At 73.1% G+C, this 17421-nt stretch carries 14 protein-coding genes and 1 tRNA gene; 5 read left to right on the top strand and 10 right to left on the bottom strand.

Annotation, left to right across the window (positions count from 1 at the left end; genetic code table 11):
* Position 1 precedes the first annotated feature (1 nt).
* A complete protein-coding gene (locus tag E5083_RS08015) occupies positions 2-2068 on the bottom strand; it encodes a SpoIIE family protein phosphatase (RefSeq protein ID WP_135784889.1) in 2067 nt (688 codons plus the stop codon).
* Between the two features lie 106 nt (positions 2069-2174).
* On the bottom strand, positions 2175-3101 hold the full coding sequence (locus E5083_RS08020; protein ID WP_135784890.1) for a DMT family transporter: 927 nt from the start codon (positions 3099-3101) through the stop codon (positions 2175-2177).
* 97 nt (positions 3102-3198) lie between these two features.
* On the opposite strand from E5083_RS08020, the gene E5083_RS08025 reads away from it, so the two are divergent.
* Positions 3199-4017, top strand: a complete 819-nt coding sequence (locus E5083_RS08025; protein ID WP_135784891.1) for a LysR family transcriptional regulator — start codon at positions 3199-3201, stop codon at positions 4015-4017.
* A gap of 11 nt (positions 4018-4028) precedes the next feature.
* Here the strand turns inward: E5083_RS08025 and E5083_RS08030 are convergent, their stop codons facing one another.
* Positions 4029-4769: an SDR family NAD(P)-dependent oxidoreductase gene (locus E5083_RS08030; RefSeq protein ID WP_135784892.1), complete on the bottom strand. Its 741-nt coding sequence runs from the start codon at positions 4767-4769 to the stop codon at positions 4029-4031.
* A gap of 142 nt (positions 4770-4911) precedes the next feature.
* Between E5083_RS08030 and E5083_RS08035 the strand changes: the two genes are divergently transcribed.
* The 3 genes from E5083_RS08035 (at position 4912) to E5083_RS08045 (ending at position 7914) form a co-directional block, all read left to right on the top strand.
* On the top strand, positions 4912-5397 hold the full coding sequence (locus tag E5083_RS08035; protein WP_244317422.1) for a MarR family winged helix-turn-helix transcriptional regulator: 486 nt from the start codon (positions 4912-4914) through the stop codon (positions 5395-5397).
* A gap of 107 nt (positions 5398-5504) precedes the next feature.
* Entirely contained in the window at positions 5505-6680 is a 1176-nt protein-coding gene (locus tag E5083_RS08040) for a spore photoproduct lyase family protein (protein ID WP_208753999.1), read from the top strand.
* Between the two features lie 130 nt (positions 6681-6810).
* Positions 6811-7914 (top strand): NADH:flavin oxidoreductase/NADH oxidase, encoded by a 1104-nt coding sequence (locus tag E5083_RS08045; RefSeq protein WP_135784894.1) that lies wholly within the window; start codon positions 6811-6813, stop codon positions 7912-7914.
* A gap of 12 nt (positions 7915-7926) precedes the next feature.
* Here E5083_RS08045 and E5083_RS08050 read toward each other — a convergent pair whose 3' ends face one another.
* From E5083_RS08050 to selD, 6 genes are all read right to left on the bottom strand, one after another.
* Positions 7927-9084, bottom strand: a complete 1158-nt coding sequence (locus E5083_RS08050; protein WP_135784895.1) for an anhydro-N-acetylmuramic acid kinase — start codon at positions 9082-9084, stop codon at positions 7927-7929.
* The gene (locus tag E5083_RS08055; protein ID WP_425276702.1) at positions 9038-10360 is read right to left on the bottom strand and encodes an MFS transporter; all 1323 of its coding nucleotides are present in this window, start codon (positions 10358-10360) and stop codon (positions 9038-9040) included. Before E5083_RS08055 ends, E5083_RS08050 begins: the two co-directional genes overlap by 47 nt.
* Positions 10361-10497: 137 nt before the next feature.
* Complete coding sequence (locus E5083_RS08060; protein ID WP_135784897.1) at positions 10498-13083, bottom strand: hypothetical protein; 2586 nt, start codon at positions 13081-13083, stop codon at positions 10498-10500.
* Positions 13084-13135: 52 nt separating this feature from the next.
* Positions 13136-13747, bottom strand: a complete 612-nt coding sequence (locus E5083_RS08065) for a molybdopterin-dependent oxidoreductase (protein WP_244317423.1) — start codon at positions 13745-13747, stop codon at positions 13136-13138.
* A 108-nt stretch (positions 13748-13855) separates the two neighbouring features.
* Positions 13856-14275, bottom strand: coding sequence for a TOBE domain-containing protein (locus E5083_RS08070; RefSeq protein WP_135784899.1), 420 nt, complete (start codon positions 14273-14275; stop codon positions 13856-13858).
* Positions 14276-14393: 118 nt separating this feature from the next.
* A complete protein-coding gene (selD, locus tag E5083_RS08075; RefSeq protein ID WP_425276711.1) occupies positions 14394-15431 on the bottom strand; it encodes a selenide, water dikinase SelD in 1038 nt (345 codons plus the stop codon).
* Between the two features lie 121 nt (positions 15432-15552).
* Between selD and E5083_RS08080 the strand changes: the two genes are divergently transcribed.
* Positions 15553-15648: transfer RNA gene (locus tag E5083_RS08080), tRNA-Sec, on the top strand.
* Positions 15649-15662: 14 nt separating this feature from the next.
* Here the strand turns inward: E5083_RS08080 and selB are convergent.
* On the bottom strand, positions 15663-17420 hold the full coding sequence (gene selB / locus E5083_RS08085) for a selenocysteine-specific translation elongation factor (RefSeq protein ID WP_135784901.1): 1758 nt from the start codon (positions 17418-17420) through the stop codon (positions 15663-15665).
* Position 17421 lies beyond the last annotated feature (1 nt).

The following is a 17421-nucleotide window of genomic DNA, read 5'->3' on the forward strand; positions in this document are numbered from 1 at the left end:
CTCAGGAGAGTTCCTCCACCTCCGCCAGGTCGAACGCCTCGAACCCGGCCGCCGCGTCCGGTTCCCCGCCGAGCCGCTGCTCGGACCAGATCGTCTTGTCCTGGTGGCTGTGCCGGACGCCCCAACGGGTGCTGAGGCGCATGACGATGTACAGGCCGCGCCCGCCTTCGTCGCTCTCGCGGGCGTGGCGCAGGTGGGGGCTGGTGCTGTTGGCGTCGGTGACCTCGGTCAGGAGCCGGCCGCTGTCGTGGATGAGGCGCAGTTGGATGGGCCCGGCACCGTAGCGGATGGCGTTGGTGACGAGTTCGCTGACGATGAGCCCGGTGGTGTACGCCGCCTCCTCCAGGTGCCAGACGGCGAGCTGCTGGTCGACCAGCCGCCGTGCCGTGCTCACCACGGACGGCTCGGAGGGCAGCGTCCAGTCCGCGACGTTCTCCTTGGCCAGGGTGTGGGTGCGGGCGAGCAGCAGTACGGCGTCGTCGTCGCGGGAGGGCGCCATGCGGTACACGGCGTCGTCACTCAGTTCCCGCAGGGGCCGCGCGGGCGAGGCGAGGGTCTGGGCGAGCCTGCGCCGGGCGGCGGCCGGGTCGTGGGCGTGGGCGCCGAGGAGGCCGTTGGTGTAGTGGGCGATCAGGGTCCCGGCGGGCAGGTCGATCAGGGCCGGGGTGAAGACCCGTCCGCCGCCCGCGCCCAGTGGTGGCCCGAGCGGTACGTCCACGGGGATGGGCGAGCCGGCGGGGTCCACGATCACCGGCGCCGGGTGTCCGGCCCGCACCATGGCGCAGCGCCGGGAGACCGGGTTGTAGACGGTGACCGCGCAGGTCGCCACGTAGGCGTCCGAGGGTTCGGCGAGCTGGGAGGCGACCTCGTCCAGGTGGGTCAGCAGTTCGTCGGTCTCCAGGTCCTGGAGCGCGAGGGTGCGCAGGGCGATACGGAGCTGGCCCATCGTGGCAGCCGCCTCGATGCCGTGGCCGGCGACATCGCCGACGACGAGCGCGACGCGGGTTCCGGAGAGGGGGATGACGTCGTACCAGTCGCCGCCCGCGCTCTCGGGCAGGTACATGTGGGCGGTCTCCACCGCCGAGAGGCGCGGAGTGGTGCTGGGCTGGAGCTTGCGCTGCAGGGTGGAGGCCACCATGTGCTCGCGGCGGTAGCTGCGCGCGTTGTCCAGGTGGGCGGCGGTGGCGGCGGACGCCTGCCGGGCCACGTCGAGGTCGGCCTCGTCGAAGGGGTCGGTCCGGTGCCGGTACAGGGTGAGCAGGCCGAGCACGGTGTTCCGCACCGTGAGCGGTACGACGATCATGGAGTGCACGTTCGCCCGGAGCAGCGGCTCGAACATGTCCGGGTCGGCGGCCAGCCACGGCGCGTCCGGCGTCACCGGGACGATACGGGCCTCGGTGTCGTTGAGCGCCTGCGTGTACGGCGTGGGGTAGGGGAAGGGACGGCTGTCCCCCTCCTTCCTGGCGGTCACGGTGTCCGCCGGGGCGAAGGAGATCCGGCGCAGCGGCACCCCGGACGACAGGGGGCCGGTCGGGGGGCCGTCGTCCAGCAGGTCGACGCTCGCGCCGTCGGCGAACGTCGGGACCAGGGCTCGCACCAGCTCGTCGGCCGTGGTCCGCACGTCCAGCGTGGAACCCACGGTCGAGTTCACCTTGCTGAGGACGGCGAGCCGGTCCGCCGCGGCCTGCCTCTCGGTCACGTCCTCGACCACGCCCACCAGGCCGGGAGGCCCGCCGCCCGAGTCGGGCAACGGGAAGAGGGACACCTCCACCGCGAGCGTCCGGTCCGGGTCGGACGGCGACTGGCCCCGGATCAGCATCCCCCGCAGCGGCACGCCGCTGGCCAGCGCCTCCTCCATCAGGGATCTCAGCTCGGCCGACTCCAGACCCGGCGCGAACTCCTCGACGTCATGCCCGACCACGTCCTCGGCGGCCAGCTTCCGCACCCCTCGCCCGGACGGGTTGTAGCGCGTGACCTTCCGCTCGGAGTCGAAGACGAACAGCCCTTGGGGAGAGTTGCCGAACAGCGCGTTCAGCACCGCGGCATCATCGATGGGCTCGCTCGCCACCCCAAGCTCCCTTCCCGGACGTTCCTCCTCACCTTCTCGCATCGACGGGTCCCAGCAACTCGACTGGGGCGGCGACAGGGCCGGGGCGCGGTGACCGGCCCTGCTTTCAGCGAACCCGCTCCGCCCCAGTGGCCGCCCGGCCGGTGCCGCCCCGCCCGCTCCGGTCCGCCGTGCCGGGCGTGGGCCGCGTCGACCGGCCCTGGGCGACACAGGCCAGTGCGCCGCAGGCGAGGCCGACGGCCGTGGTCAGGTCGAGGGGTGCGCCCTGCAAGCCCCGCGCCGCGACCACGGAGACCGCCGGGATGAGGGCGAACAGGATCGACGCCCCTCGCGCTCCCCTGCTCCGCACACAGGCCGCGTAGCAGACCATGCCCACCGCGCTGGCGAGTACGAGCAGCAGGAGCAGGGCGACGGCGGGCACGGGGTCGGTGAGGTGCTGCGGGGTGCTGAGGGCCAGCGCGGCGGCCGGAAGGACGGAAACGGTGACGCCGATCGCGGTGAACACGAAGGGGTCGACCGCCCGCAGCTTCCGTTCCTGGAGGAGCGAGCCGCCGGACAGACCCCCGAGCGCGATCAGGACGGTGACCAGTCCCGGCCCGACGGACGGGTCGGCCAGCAGCCGTGGCAGGCAGGCCGCGACCACGCCCACCGCGCCGAGGGCGAGCGCGACGAGTCCCCAGGAGTTCTCGCGCCTCCCCAGCACCAGCCGGGCGAGGACCGCGGTGGTGACGGGGTTCATCGCGATCACCAGCGCCGCGACGCCCGGCCCCACCCCGTGGGCCATGCCCCAGTACAGACCGAGGAACTGCACCCCCTGCACCAGCAGCCCGCCGGCGACCGTCCAGGCGAGCACCCGTCCGCGCGGCAGCGGCGTCCGCCGCACCGCCACGACGGTCCACATCAGCACGGCACTGATCAGGAAGCGCAGCAGGATCAGGAGGAACGGCGTGACATGACCGAGGGTGAGCGCGCCCAGGGGATAGCCGAGGGCGTACAGCAGGACGGTCAGGGCCGGGAGAAGTCGCTGGCACATGCTTCGACTTCAGCACCGGCGCCGGCCGGTGTGCGTGACCGATCGTGATTCGTGAACGATCCTCCTTCCGTACGTCGTCCACCGGTGACAATGAGGCATGGCGACCCTCGACATCACCTGCCTGCGCAGCCTGGTCAGCGTGGCTTCCTTCGGCGGGGTCCGCAGGGCCGCCGAGGCCCTGCATCTGTCACAGGCGGGGGTCAGCGGTCATCTGCGCCGCCTGGAGGCGGAGCTGGGTTTTACCGTCGTGACGCGGCAGGGCCGGAACATCGCCTTCACCTCCCGAGGCGAGGACGTGCTGCGGGAGGCGTACCGGCTGCTCGGTGAGCACGACGACGCGCTGCACCGCCTGCTGGGCCCCGCGAGCGGGGAGCTGCTGGTCGTCTCCACCGAGCACGCCACCGAGGCGCTGCTGCGCGCGGTCGCGCGGGTCCTCTCCCGCGACCACCCGGACCGGCCCGTCCGTTTCCGGTTCCACCGCAGCGCCCGTGTGCGCGAGTTCGTGCACGACCACTCGGCGGACGTGGCGCTGGGCATCGGGGACCTCGGCCATGGCACCCGGCATCTCACCGATCTGCCCCTCACCTGGGTCGGTCCGTCGGACCGCGCTCCGGACACGGGCGCGCTGGTCACCTTCACCGCCCCCTGCACCGTGCGGGACCACATCCTGGAGTCCGAAGCGGGGGCAGGCGGATCGCTGGTCCGGGAGTGCGCCGACCTGGTCAGTCTCCTTTCCGCTGTCAAAGCCACCGGGGGCATCACGGCCCTCCCGCAAGCCCGGCTGAGCGAGCCGGGTCTGATGACGATCGACTCCCTTCCGCCGCTTCCCTCCATCCCCCTGACCCTGGTCACCAGCAACCGTCTTGCGGCCAGGACCAGAGACGGCATCATCGCCGCACTTCTCTCCGCCACTTGAGAGCCCTCCGGTCAGCCCGGCAGCGTGCTGAGTTCTCCCCCGTCCGCGTACAGGATCGCGCCGTTCATATAGCTGCTCGCCGGGCTGACCAGGAAGCCGACTATCTCGGCGATCTCGCCCGGCTCGCCCGCCCGGCCGCGGGCGTTGACCTGGTCCAGGACGGCGGTGCGGTCGCCGAATATCGCGGTGACGCCCTCGGTGCGGACGGGCCCCGGGGAGACGGTGTTGACGCGCACGCCGTGGGGGCCGTACTCGGTGGCCCAGTAGCGGGTGAGGATCTCGACGCCGGCCTTGGACGCGCCGTAGGCGGCGCCGATGGGGGCGGGCAGACGGGCGGCGCTGGAGCCGATCGTGACGATCGAGCCGTGGCCGCGCTCCGCCATCGCCGGAGCGAGGGCGCCGACCAGGAGGAAGGGGGCGCGGGTGTTCACCGCGATGTGGCGGTCGAAGGCGGCGGCGTCCGTCGCGGCGGTGGGCGCGAAGTCGTAGACGCCCGCGCTGTTGACGAGGATGTCCACCTCGCCCGCCTCGGCCGCCAGGCGGAGGACGTCCTCGGCGTCGGTGAGGTCCGCCGCGATGAACCGGGCCCCTGTATCTCGCGCGAGGGTTTCGCCTCGGGCGCGGTCCCGGCCGTGCAGGATCACCTTCGCGCCCCGGGCGGCCAGGCTCTTCGCCACGGCGCGGCCGATGCCGGAGGTGGCGCCGGTGACCAGGGCGGTGCTGCCGTGCAGGTCGTTGCTGTCGTTCGTCATGGCGCGGTTCTCATTCCTGCTCTGCGCATGCAAGCGGTCGGTCTCGGGTCCCGTCGCGGGGCCTCGCAAAAACTATGCACCACAGATGTTCTGTCCGCAAGACTATCTGTGCACAAGCAGAAATGTGCGCTACATTGGTCCCGTGACCGCTTCAGACACCGCCGCCACCGACGACTCCGGACTCGAGACCGACCTCGGCTGGGCCATCCGCCAGGTCTCCTCGGCGTTCCGCAGGATCGCCACCAGCTCGGTCGCCGACCTGCCCGGAGGTCCGCGCGGCTACCTGGTGCTGGTCGCCCTGGCGACGGGCGAGCCGCCCTCCCAGCTCGCCCTGGCCCAGCAGGTCAGCCTGGACCGTACGGTGATGACGTATCTGCTGGACGACCTCGAGAAGCGCGGGCTGATCACCCGGCGCCCCGACCCCCGCGACCGCCGCGCCCGGCAGGTCCTCATAACCGAGGAGGGCCGGGCGGAGCTGGAGCGCAGCCGCCGTCAGCTCTCCACCGCCGAGGCCCGCCTCCTGGCCGATCTCGACGAGAACGACGCGGGCCAGCTCCGCCGCCTCCTGACCCGCGTCGCCCAGACCACCCAGCGCGACGACTCCCTCGGCGCCACCCCCGACTGCTGACGCACGCCCGCGCAGACAGACGGGACAGCTCCGGCGGAGTGGGATGCTGGGAGGGGACCGAGCCGTCACTCCTCACCCCCCGCACACCCCGTACCGCTGGAGCCGCCGTGTCCCCGACCTCCTCACCCGCCTCCGACGACCCGGACGCCCTCTTCGGGCTGACCGAGCTGCTGGGCGCCGAGGACCGCAGCGAGGACCCGGCGCCGGGCGACAGCCCCGAGCAGGTGTCCCGGCTGCTCGACGTGCGGGAGATCTACGCCGAGCCCGCCGCCGCCCTCTCCCCGCGCGGCCGGCAGGTCATCGCCCGCTTCCCCGGGGCGCGCGTGCTGGAGGTCGGCTCGCACTGGAACATCCCCCACCTGCACGGCAACGAGGGCAACGCCGACCGCTGGGTGCGGGTCAAGCGGCAGACGCTGGTCCTCGGCGTGCGCAAGTCCCTGACCGTACGGCCCAACGGCCGCTCGGCGGACTGGATCGCGCCCGGCACCTCCAACGGCTGCGCCATGTCCTGCGCGTACTGTTACGTCCCGCGCCGCAAGGGGTACGCCAACCCGATCACCGTCTTCACCAACATCGGGGATGTCATAGACGCCCTCGACCGGCACATCACCTCCCTCGGCCCGAAGCAGGAGCCCACCCAGTGCGACGAGGAGCGCTGGGTGTACGACACCGGGGAGAACGGCGACTGCTCGGTGGACGCGCTGATCAGCGACAACACCGCCGACCTCATAGCCGCCTTCCGGCGGTGGCCCACCGCGATGGCCTCCTTCGCCACCAAGTACGTCAACCGGGACCTGCTCGCCCTGGACCCGCGCGGCTCGACCCGTATCCGCTTCTCGGTGATGCCGCCCGGCGACTCCCGGCTGCTGGACGTGCGGACCAGCCCGGTGGCCGAACGGATCGCCGCCGCCGGGGACTTCCTGGACGCGGGCTACGAGGTGCACTTCAACCTCTCCCCCGTCGTGCTGCGCCCCGGCTGGGAGGAGGACTGGACGGAGCTGCTGCGCCACCTCGACGACGTACTGCCCGCTCGGGTGAAGGCGCAGGCGGCGGCCGAGGTCATCATGCTGACGCACAACCGTCAGCTTCACGACGTCAACCTGCGCTGGCACCCGCGCGCCGAGGACGTGCTGTGGCGCCCGGAGATCCAGCAGGCCAAGCGCTCGGAGAACGGCGCGCTGAACGTGCGGTACCGCAACGACGTGAAACGCGAGGGCGTCCGGCGGGTGACCGAGCTGGTCGCGGCGCACGCGCCCTGGCTGCGGGTGCGGTACGCGTTCTGAGCGGTACGCGTTCCCGCGAGTCAGCGAGCGGCACCCGGGAATCCATGGCCCCTGCACGGTGTTACCCGTGTCGGCCCGCATCCGGCACGGCGGGCCGCCATGCCGACCCACGACCCCCCGGGAGCCCCGCGTGAGCGTCCTGTTCGAACCGCTGTCCCTCCGTTCGCTGACCGTGCGGAACCGCCTGTGGATGGCGCCGATGTGCCAGTACTCGGCCGCACCCGAGGGCCCGGAGACCGGCGCGCCGAACGACTGGCACTTCCAGCACCTCGGGGCACGCGCGGCGGGCGGCACCGGTCTGATCCTCACCGAGGCCACCGCCGTCAGCCCGGAGGGCCGTATCAGCCCGTACGACCTGGGGCTGTGGAACGACACCCAGCAGGCCGCATTCGCGCGCATCACCCGCTTCCTCAAGTCCCAGGGCACCGTCCCCGGAATCCAGATCGCGCACGCCGGCCGCAAGGCGTCCACCGAGCGGACCTGGGTGGACCGGGGTGCCCCGATCGCCCCCGGTGACGGCTACGGCTGGCAGCCCGTCTCCGCCAGCGCGCTCCCCTTCGACGACGGGTACACCACCCCGGCGGAGCTGACCACCGCCGAGATCGACGCGATCGTCGAGGAGTTCGCCGCCACCGCCCGGCGTGCGCTCGCCGCGGGGTTCGAGGTCGCCGAGATCCACGGGGCCCACGGCTACCTCGTCCACCAGTTCCTCTCCCCGTATTCCAACCACCGCACCGACGCCTACGGCGGCTCGTACGAGGGGCGGGCCCGGTTCGCGCTGCGGGTGGCGGAGGCGGTCCGTGCGGTGTGGCCGGACGAACTCCCCCTGTTCTTCCGGGTGTCGGCCACCGACTGGCTCACCGAGGACGAGAGCGACGACCGTACGGGCTGGACCGTGGACGACACGGTCCGGCTCGCGGCCGACCTCGGCCACCGGGGCGTCGACCTGATCGACGTGTCCTCCGGCGGCATCGCGCCCAATGCCCGCATCGAGACCGGCCCCGGTTACCAGGTGCCCTTCGCCGAGCGGATACGCCGTGAGACCGGGCTGCCGGTCGCCGCCGTGGGGCTCATCACGGAGGCGCGCCAGGCCGAGAAGATCGTCGCCGACGGCCAGGCCGACGCCGTCATGCTCGGCCGTGAGCTGCTCCGCGACCCCTACTTCGCGCTGCACGCCGCCCGCGAACTCGGCGACGAGCCGTACGTCGCGCAGCCGTACCACCGGGCGTACTGACGGGCGTCGCGGTCACTCCAACTCCAGTCGTACGGGCGCCTGTTCCGGCCGCGCGGGCAATCTCAGTCCCTCGCGGCCGGGGGTCAGCGAGCCCAGGATGCTCGGATGGCGGGCGCCCGTGCTCGCGGGGTCCGTTCCGGCGAGGCCGTGCAGGGTGAGGAAGCCCAGCACGGCGAAGGCGTACGCCTCCTTGGCGGCCGAGGGGAGGCCCAGTTCGTCGGAGACGCGGACCGGGATGCCGGGGAGCGCTGCGCCGAGGGCACGCATCAGCGTGGGGTTCCGGGTGCCGCCGCCGGAGGCGATGACCTCGGTGGCGGAGACGGACCGTACGGCGTCGGCGATCGTGCGGGCGGTCAGTTCGGTGAGGGTGGCGAGGATGTCCTCGGCGGAGACGTCGGAGAGCAAGTCGGAAGCCCCAGCTCGCGGATAGCCGGGGTGGAACAGTTCCTTGCCCGTCGTCTTGGGCGCGGGGCGTGCGTAGTACGGGTCGGCCAACAGCCGTTCCAGCAGCGGGCCGTGCACCCGCCCCCGGGCGGCCAGCGCGCCGTCGGCGTCGTACGCCAGCCGGCCCGCGCTGAACTCCCGCGCCGCCGCGTCCAGCAGGGCGCATCCCGGCCCGGTGTCGAAGGCCGTCCCGTCCGGGGCGGTGAGGTTGGCGATGCCGCCGATGTTCAGCGCGACCGGCGTCCCCGGCCTGCCCCGCAGCCACAGCAGATCCACCAGGCTGACCAGCGGCGCGCCCTGGCCGCCCGCAGCCACGTCACGGGGCCGGAAGTCGGCGACCACCGGCAGCCCGGTCGCCTCGGCGATCCAGGCGGGCTGCCCGAGCTGCAGGGTGCCGTGCACCCGGTCGCCGTCCACCCAGTGGTACACCGTCTGCCCGTGCGAGGCGATCAACTCCGCCGCCCCGCCGCACAGTTCGGCGTCCGCCCGAGCGGCCGCCGTCGCGAACGCCTGCCCGATCCGGGTGTCCAGGCGGCACACGTCCGCCAGCGGTACCGCCGCCGGGGGCAGCGCACCGGCGAGCAGTTCCCGCAGGCCGGGGTCGTACGGCTCGCTCACCATTCCGAGCGGCTTCAGGTGGAGTGTGTCCCCCGCGAGGCGCAGCTCGGCCGCCGCCGCGTCAATGCCGTCGTACGACGTTCCCGACATCAGGCCGATCACCAGCATCCGTCCAACCCGCCTTTCCCACGGTGCCGTTGAAAGCGGTCTTCTTGAAGAGGGCGAGCATGCTCACCGCGCAGGCCGCCGCCGCGTAGTAGGCGGGTACGTCCACGTTGCCGGTCCGCTTCACTGCCTCCGTGATGATGAGCCCGGCGCAGCCCGAGAACACGGCATTGGACAGGGCGTAGGCGAGTCCGAGCCCTGTGCAGCGCACCCGTGTGGGGAACATCTCGGCGAGCAGGGCGGGCCCCGGCCCGGCCATCAGGCCCACGATCGCCCCGGCGAGCAGTACGGCCAGTCCCTTGAGCAGGGTCGAAGTGCCCTGATTCTGCAGAAGGTTGAGCAGAGGCACCGCCAGCACCACGACCAGGCCCGCCCCCGTCAGCATCACCGGCCGGCGTCCGATCCGGTCGCTCAGCAGGCCGGCCGGGATGATCGTGGCGGCGAAGCCCAGGTTGGCCAGCACGGTCGCGGTGAGCGCCTCACGGAAGGTGGCGTGCAGGGCCGTCTGGAGGTACGAGGGGAGCACGACGAGGAAGGCGTACCCCGCCGCCGCCCAGCCCATCACCCGCCCGGCGCCCAGCGCGATGGCCCATGCCACGTCCCGCGCGGGCAGGGACTCGGCGGGCTCCTGTTCCCGGAAGGTCGGCGTCTCGTCCAGCCGCAGTCGTAGCCACAGCGCGCCCAGCCCCATCGGCAGCGCCAGCAGGAACGGCAACCGCCAGCCCCAGGCGCTCAGTTGGATCTCGCTCAGCAAGCTCGCCAGCACCGCCGCGACCCCCGCCCCGCCCAGCAGCCCGAGCGCCACGGTGAACGACTGCCACGCCCCGTACAGCCCCCGCCTGCCCGGTGGGGCGAACTCGGTCATCACCGCGACCGCGCCCCCGAACTCCCCTCCCGCTGACAGCCCTTGGAGCACCCGGAGCAGGGTCAGCAGCCAGGGCGCCAGGACGCCGACCGTGGCGTAGGTGGGCAGCGCGCCGATCAGTGCCGTCGTCACCGTCATCAGCGAGATCACCAGGATCAGTACCGGCCGCCGCCCGATCCGGTCCCCGAGCCGGCCGAACAGGGCCGCGCCGACCGGGCGGAAGAAGAACGCCAGCGCGAAGGAGGCGTACGTCTTGACCAGGCCCTCGACCGTGCCGCCCCCGGCCGGGGTGAAGAAGCGCTCCGCGATCACCGTGGCGAAGTAGCCGTAGACCCCGAACTCGTACCACTCGATGAAGTTGCCCACCGACCCGGCGACCAGCGCCCGCACCGACGGCCGACGATCCTCGCTCACCCGCTCCGTCTCCATGGCAACGCCCTCGTCCGTCGTCACTCCCTCGCGCCCGGCACCCACCCGCACCACCGGCCACCTGTCAGGGCAATGGATGCCCGGCCGGGGCCGCGCCTACCCGGACCTGAGTTGCGCCGGTGTCACTTGGTCGACACCGCCGCCGCTGGCTGGGGCAGTTGCTCCGGTGTCGGCTGGGCCCACGTCCCGGCGACCGTCGTGGCGAAGGCGGTGGCCGCGGCCACGAGGACGGTGCCGGCCGGGACCGTGATGGAGGACAGCCGGCGGAAGTTCCTGACCTGGGACCACTTCATCCCGGCGGCCCGCGCGAGCCACCACTCCCAGCCGAGCCCCAGCCCCATGCAGACGACCACGGTCTGCCCGGCGACCCCGCCGCAGGCCGCCGCCATGTCGGTCCAGGACGGGTCGGCGGTGTACTGCGGGTCGACGGTCAGGGGGAGCATCGGGAAGACCTCGGCCGGTACGAGCACCAGCATGAGGAACGTCGCCTTCCCGACCGGTGTGACACCGCGCAGCAGGGCGTAGAAGTAGCCGAAGACGAAGCCGTACAGGGCCCAGTGGCCGAACCGCAGCGCCTTGGACAGGTCGTCGAGGTGGAACGGCATGAGGGTGTCCGTTCCCACGGCGGCCGTGGTCAGCAGCTTGTACGTGGCCCACGGAAGCGCGAGCGTCAGGGCGGCGGCCGCGCCGGCGAGGCCGGCTGCGCGCGGGGCGGCTCCCGCGCTCGTGCCGAGGGCGAAGCGGCGGGCGCGGGCCAGCCGCTTCGCGGGGTCCCCGATCCGGCCGGGCACGTCCAGCCCGCGCCAGCGGTCGGAGAAGTCGGCCACCGTCATGTCCTCCGCCAGCGCGGACCGGGCGGCGCGCTGGAAGTCCGCGCGGGTGTCCCAGACCAGTTGCGTGGTGATCCACCGGTCCATGAAGCGGGCGTGCGCGGCCCGGCTCACGCGCTGGAACTTGGCCCCGGTGACGGACGTCCCGGGCGGCAGCACCAGCAGCGTGCCGAGCGCCACCACCAGCACGGCGACGGCCTGGCCCCACATGGACAGCGTTCGCAGCGTCGGTGTGCCCACGGCCGTGAGCACCCCGCAGACCAGCAGGACGCGGCCCACGGGTTCGGCGCCCTGGGCGAACTCGCCCGCCGCGCCTCGCCGTAGCAGGTAGGCGAGTTGCAGCGCGATGCCGCAGACGAGCACGACCAGGAGCGGGAGCGTCGCGTAGCCGGTGAAGAAGGGCTGCCGGTAGGTACCCCACGCGTCGAACCCGTTCTGGCCACCCTCCCGCACACGCGCCCAGACGAAGGGTGAGACCAGTGCCGCCCACAGGACGAAGAAACAGACCGTACGTGTCGCGAGGCCCGGAGTACGCCGCAACACCGGTCCGGTCAGGCTTGTGAGCCACGCCGCCATGGGCCAGGTGCAGGACACCACGGCGGCCGTGTCCCAGGGGGAGATGTCCGGGTCGTAGTCGGCCATGATCGGCATCCGGCCGAGCACGATCGCGCTGAAGCCTGCCCACACCAGAGCTGTCGCCGTAAGCGCCCAGCGGCGTACCGTCGACAACTCCGCCAGGTAGCGCATGGTCAGGAACGCGAGCAGGGCGAACAGCACCGCAATTCCTATCCCTGACCAACCCGTGGCGGTCGGCACGAGCCCCTCACCCGCCATGAGGAGGAGGGAGGCGACCGGCGACAGGCACCCGGTGAGCAGCACCCGCCGCGAGGGCGGTCTGCCAGTCACCACCCGACGGGTGAACCACCACCCCGCCAGCGGCAGGACGAACCACAGCCACAGCCCGAGAACCGGCCCCGGCGTCCACACCGCGCCAGGGGGAGGCCCGCCCCCGCCGATGGTGAGGGAGATCGTGCCGACCGCCATGTTGGACGACAGCACGGGCTTGGGTACGCCGAACCAGGCACACATGCTCGTGACCACAGCGAGCAGCATCGTGCCCCCAACCCACCGTCTCAGCCCAGCCCGCCCCGCCAGCCGTGCCACCAACAGGCCCGCCACAAGCCCGATCCCGCAGACGGCGAGCGCGAACACGATCAGCATCTCGCCCCGTGTCTGCGCCCGCTCCGACGCCGGCCTGGTCGTGACCTCGGTGCGGACCAGGGTGACCGAACGGACGACGGCCGCAGCTTTCTTGGACGCGGCGGCCACCGTACTCACGCGCCAGACGACCGCGTCCGCCGACTGCGAGTCGACGGGCCCGCGGATGTCCGTCGCGAGCCACTTCGGGGCGCTCACTCTCATCGTCCAGGCAGTGGGGGACCCGGCGGCGTGCGCCTCCGCCAGGCCCTTCACGTCGAGAACGATCCGCAGATCCTGTGCCCCGTCCCGGCGGGCGAGGTAGTACGCGAAGGAGGACCGCACCCGCAGGGGCGCGTCGGGCTCCGCCTGCGTGACCGTGTCCGGCCGGTTGGACCAGCCGTCGAGGTCCGCCGCCCTTCCCTGCCGCAGGATGTCGTAGCCGCCGCAGTGCCCGGCGCCGTCCTTCCGCAGGGCGGCCGCGGCCTTGCTGTGCGCGGCGACCTCGTACCGGCAGGTCTCCTTGACCACCGCCTCCTGCCGCGACCGGTCCCAGCCGACCGCGACGGTGATGCTTCCCGTACCGCCGCCACCCCGCGCGTGGGCCGGGACGGCAAGGCATGAGCAGGCGAGGAACAGCAGCAGGACCCCGACCACCGCTCGACGCGTACGACCGCTCACCACAGACGTCACCCCCCGGACGGACCGCAGCCCCCCGCGGCCCGCCGTCAGCCTATTGCGGAGGCCCCTCCCCCGGCCCCTCCTGGTGCGAGTACCGCTGCTCCCGCCATGGGTCGCCGATGTTGTGGTAGCCGCGTTCCTCCCAGAAGCCGCGGCGGTCCTCGGTGAGGTACTCGACGGCGCGGAGCCATTTGGGGCTCTTGTAGCCGTAGAGGTGGGGGACGACGAGGCGGAGGGGGAAGCCGTGTTCGGCGGTGAGGGGTTCGCCGTTGTGGTGGGTGGCGAGGATGGTGTCGGGGGCGTCGAAGTCGGACAGGCGCATGTTGGCCGCGTAGCCGTACTCCGCCCAGGCCATCACATGGGTGACGCCGGGGGCCGGCGGGACCAGTTCGAGGAGGGCGCGGGCCGGGATGCCGTACCACTCGTGGTCGGTGGAAGTGGTGCCCGTCGCGCAGTGCAGGTCGGCGACGACCGTGCTGTGCGGGAGTGCCGTCAGCTCGTCGAACAGCCATATCCGCTCCTCGCCGTCGGCGGTGGCGCCGATGACGCGAAGGTTCCAGCGCGCGGGGCGGAACCGGGGTACGGAGCCGTAGTGCGACACGGGCCAGCCGTTGACGCGGCGCTGGCCGGGCGGAAGGCCGGCGCTCTGACGATTACCGGCCACGCGGGTCCCCTCTCCGCCGGTCGAAGGCACGGAAGTCTTCCCCAGCAGCGTATGCGCCCCCGCGAGAACAGGCGCGGGCCGGGGTCGGCACGCGCCCGTCACCCGGCGCTACGCGTTCGCCAGCGACACCTCGGTGGACTTGATCAGCACGACGACGGGTGAGCCCGCCGTCAGTCCGAGGTCGGTCACCGCGTCCCGGGTGACGGCCGCCGTGAGCGCGCCCCCTTCGACGGTGACGGTCACCGTGGCCATCGCCCCGCCCAGCGCGACGGAGCTGACGGTGCCGGGCAGTTGGTTGCGGATGGACAGCCCCCGCACCCGCTCGGTGGCGAGCGCGACCTCGGTGGCCTTCATCAGGGCGCGGACGGCGGAGCCCTCGGCCAGTCCGAGGTCCTTGACGGACTCCAGGGTGATCGCGGCGGTGAGGTCGTGGCCGCCGTCGAGGCGCACCTTCACGGTCGCCATCACCTCGCCGTGCGCGATGTCGGTGACGGTGCCGGCGATCTGGTTGCGGATGCTCAGGCTCATGGCGCTCCTCGCGGGACGAGACGTCTGTTGGCTGTGCGCGTTCAAGGTAGCCGCAACCTTCGTCCCGACCGCCAGAACCGGCGAATCAGCCGCGATACGGACCCGCCGCCTCCGCAAGTCAGCGCACCACCACCGTGTACTCCCCCGCCGCCACCAACTCCCCCACCACCGGCGCCCCCGGCACCTCCCCGGCCACGAGCAGGCCGCCCGAGGTCTGTGCGTCCGCGAGGAGGAGCCGGGTCAGCTCGTCCGTGTCGCCGAAGTCCGTGTACGGCGCGACCCAGTCGAGGTTCCGTCGTGTCCCGCCGCTGATGTAGCCGTCGCGCGCGGCCTCTTTCGCGCCGTCGAGGTACGGGACGGCGGACGCGTCGATGACCGCGCTCACGCCCGAGGCGCGGGCCAGCTTGTACAGGTGGCCCAGCAGGCCGAAGCCGGTGATGTCGGTGGCGCAGACGGCGCCCGCAGCGAGCGCGGCCCGCGAGGCGTCCCGGTTGAGGGCGACCATGGTCTCCACCGCCTGCGGGAAGACCTCGCCGGTCGTCTTGTGCCGGTTGTTGAGCACGCCGAGGCCGAGCGGCTTGGTCAGCGACAGCGGCACGCCCGGCCGTCCGGCGTCGTTGCGCAGCAGGCGCTCCGGGTCGACGGTGCCGGTGACGGCCATGCCGTACTTGGGCTCCGGGTCGTCCACGCTGTGCCCGCCCGCCACCGCGCACCCCGCCTGGGCGGCGACGTCCATGCCGCCGCGCAGCACCTCGCGGGCGAGGTCGAACCGCAGTACGTCGCGCGGCCAGCACAGCAGGTTGACGGCGACGAGGGGCGTGCCGCCCATGGCGTACACGTCGGAGAGGGCGTTGGCGGCGGCGATCCGGCCCCAGTCGTACGGGTCGTCGACCACGGGCGTGAAGAAGTCGGCGGTGGCGACGGCGGCGGGCAGGCCGGGGCCGCCGGGCAGCCGGACGACCGCCGCGTCGTCGCCGTGGTCGAGACCGACGAGCAGCTCACCGGGGGCGTTGGCCAAGGCCCCCGGAGGGACGAGCCCCGCGACCATCTCCTCCAGCTCGCCGGGTGGGATCTTGCAGGCGCACCCCCCGCCGTGCGCGTACTGGGTGAGGCGCACGGCCTCGGGTCCGTGGGCCGGTCCGGCATCGGTCCGCATGTCCGTCATGGCTGTATCAGTCCTCGTGGGAAGGGGTGGATGCCGTGTGGCGCGTTGACTCGGGTGGGGAGGCGGCGGTTCCATGGCCGTACGGCCGCCGCGTTTCCAGGACGGCCGGCGGGGAGGCGTAAGGGTGCCTGGTGGCCCTCCCGGTCTTCAAAACCGAGGTGTCCGAGCAACTCGGGCAGGTGGGTTCGATTCCCATCCGTCTCCGCCAACTCCCCTTGTCCGTCACCGGGGCTCCCGGACGCGGCGCAGCGACCCGTCCAGCCGCTCGGTGCGGCCGTGCCGGTCGAGGTACTCCAGCAGCGGGACGGTGACCCGGCGGGTGGTGTCCAGCGCGCGGCGGGCCTGGCTGGTGGTGAAGGGCTGGTTGAGTCCCGCGAGGACGGCGGCGGCCTCGGCGTCCGCGCCGGGCAGCAGCACGATCTGCCGGTCGATCCGCAGCAGCGCCCCGGCCGCCTCGGCGGCGGCCAACAGCTTGGCGTCCAGGCCGAGTTCGGTCAGTCGGTCGGCCTCGGGGGCGCGGAACGGCTGTTGGGCGAGGTCCGTGCGTACGGCCTCCACGGCGGCCGCGATCCGGGGCGGCAGCATGGGCCGCGCCTGGCTGCCGTAGAGGCGCCCCTCGCTGTACCGCAGCTCGGGCGACTGCGCCAACAGGGCTTCCACCAGGCTGCGTTCGGGCAGACCGAGCGCCTGGCGGGCCGCTTCCAGGGGCAGGCCGGGGTCCAGCGGATGCCGGGCGGCGTGTTCCTCGACCGCGGTGCCGAGGCGCTCGCGCAGAGACGCCCAGTGGTCCGGGTCGGCCAGCCACTCCCCGGTGACCGGTTCGGCGGGCGGGGTCACGCCCATGGCGAGCAGTTCCGAGCGGCAGATCAGCCCGCGCCTTCTCAACTCCCCGACGGCGTCCGCCTCTCGCAGCTCCTCGTCCCGCGCGGCGGCCGCGCCGCGCCGGGTCAGCCGGGGCGGGCGGACGTCGAGCACGGTGACGCCCGCCGGGATGCTGTGCCGGCCGGGGTCGCGCAGCAGGGCGCCGTCCCCGACGCGCAGCGGGAGGGAGGTGCCGAGCCGCAGGCGCGCGGTGTCCTGTCCCAGCGGGCGGACGGTCACCGGTACCGCCGACGACCCCAAGTGCAGGGTGAGTTCGCGGGGCAGGTCGGAGGCCGGGGCGCCACGCAGCCGTACGTCCACGGTGTCGGTGGTCAGCCAGCGGTCCGGGGTGAGCAGGGCGTCCCCCCGGCCGAGTGTCCCGGCGCCGGGTCCACCGAGGTTGACGGCCACCCGGGCGACCGCGCCGGCCTCCTGCCGGGGCTCCTTGAGGCACTCCAGACCGCGCACCCGCAACAAAGCTCCGTCGCGGGCGAGTTGGAGCCGGTCGCCGACGCGCAGGGTGCCCGCGCCGAGCGTGCCGGTGACGACCGTACCGTGGCCGCGCACGGTGAACGCCCGGTCCACCCACAGCCGTACGTCCGCCGCGTGGTCGGGCATCGGCAGCTCCCCGGCGAGCCGGACCAGCGCGTCGCGCAGCGCGTCGAGCCCCTGCCCGGTCACCGCGCTGACGTCGACGCCCGGCACCTTCCCGAGGGAGGACTCCGCGATCCGGGCGAGGGCCTGCGCGCGAGCCGCCTCCGGGTCGGCCAGGTCGCTGCGGGTGACGGCGAGGACGCCGTGCCGTACGCCGAGCGCGTCCAGGATGGCGAGGTGCTCCTCGGACTGCTGCTGCCAGCCCTGGTCGGCGGCGACCACGAAGAGGACGGCGGGGACGGGCCCGGCCCCGGCGAGCATGTTGCCGACCAGGCGTTCGTGTCCGGGGACGTCCACGAAGGCGATGTCTCCGGCTGCGGGCAGCCGGGTCCAGACGAAGCCGAGATCGATCGTCATGCCCCGACGCCGTTCCTCGGCCCAGCGGTCGGGCTCCATGCCGGTCAGGGCGCGCAGCAGCGCGGACTTGCCGTGGTCGACGTGGCCGGCGGTGGCGATGACGTGCACG

This window comes from Streptomyces bauhiniae, assembly GCF_004784475.1.
In the GTDB taxonomy this organism is placed as follows: domain Bacteria; phylum Actinomycetota; class Actinomycetes; order Streptomycetales; family Streptomycetaceae; genus Streptomyces; species Streptomyces seoulensis.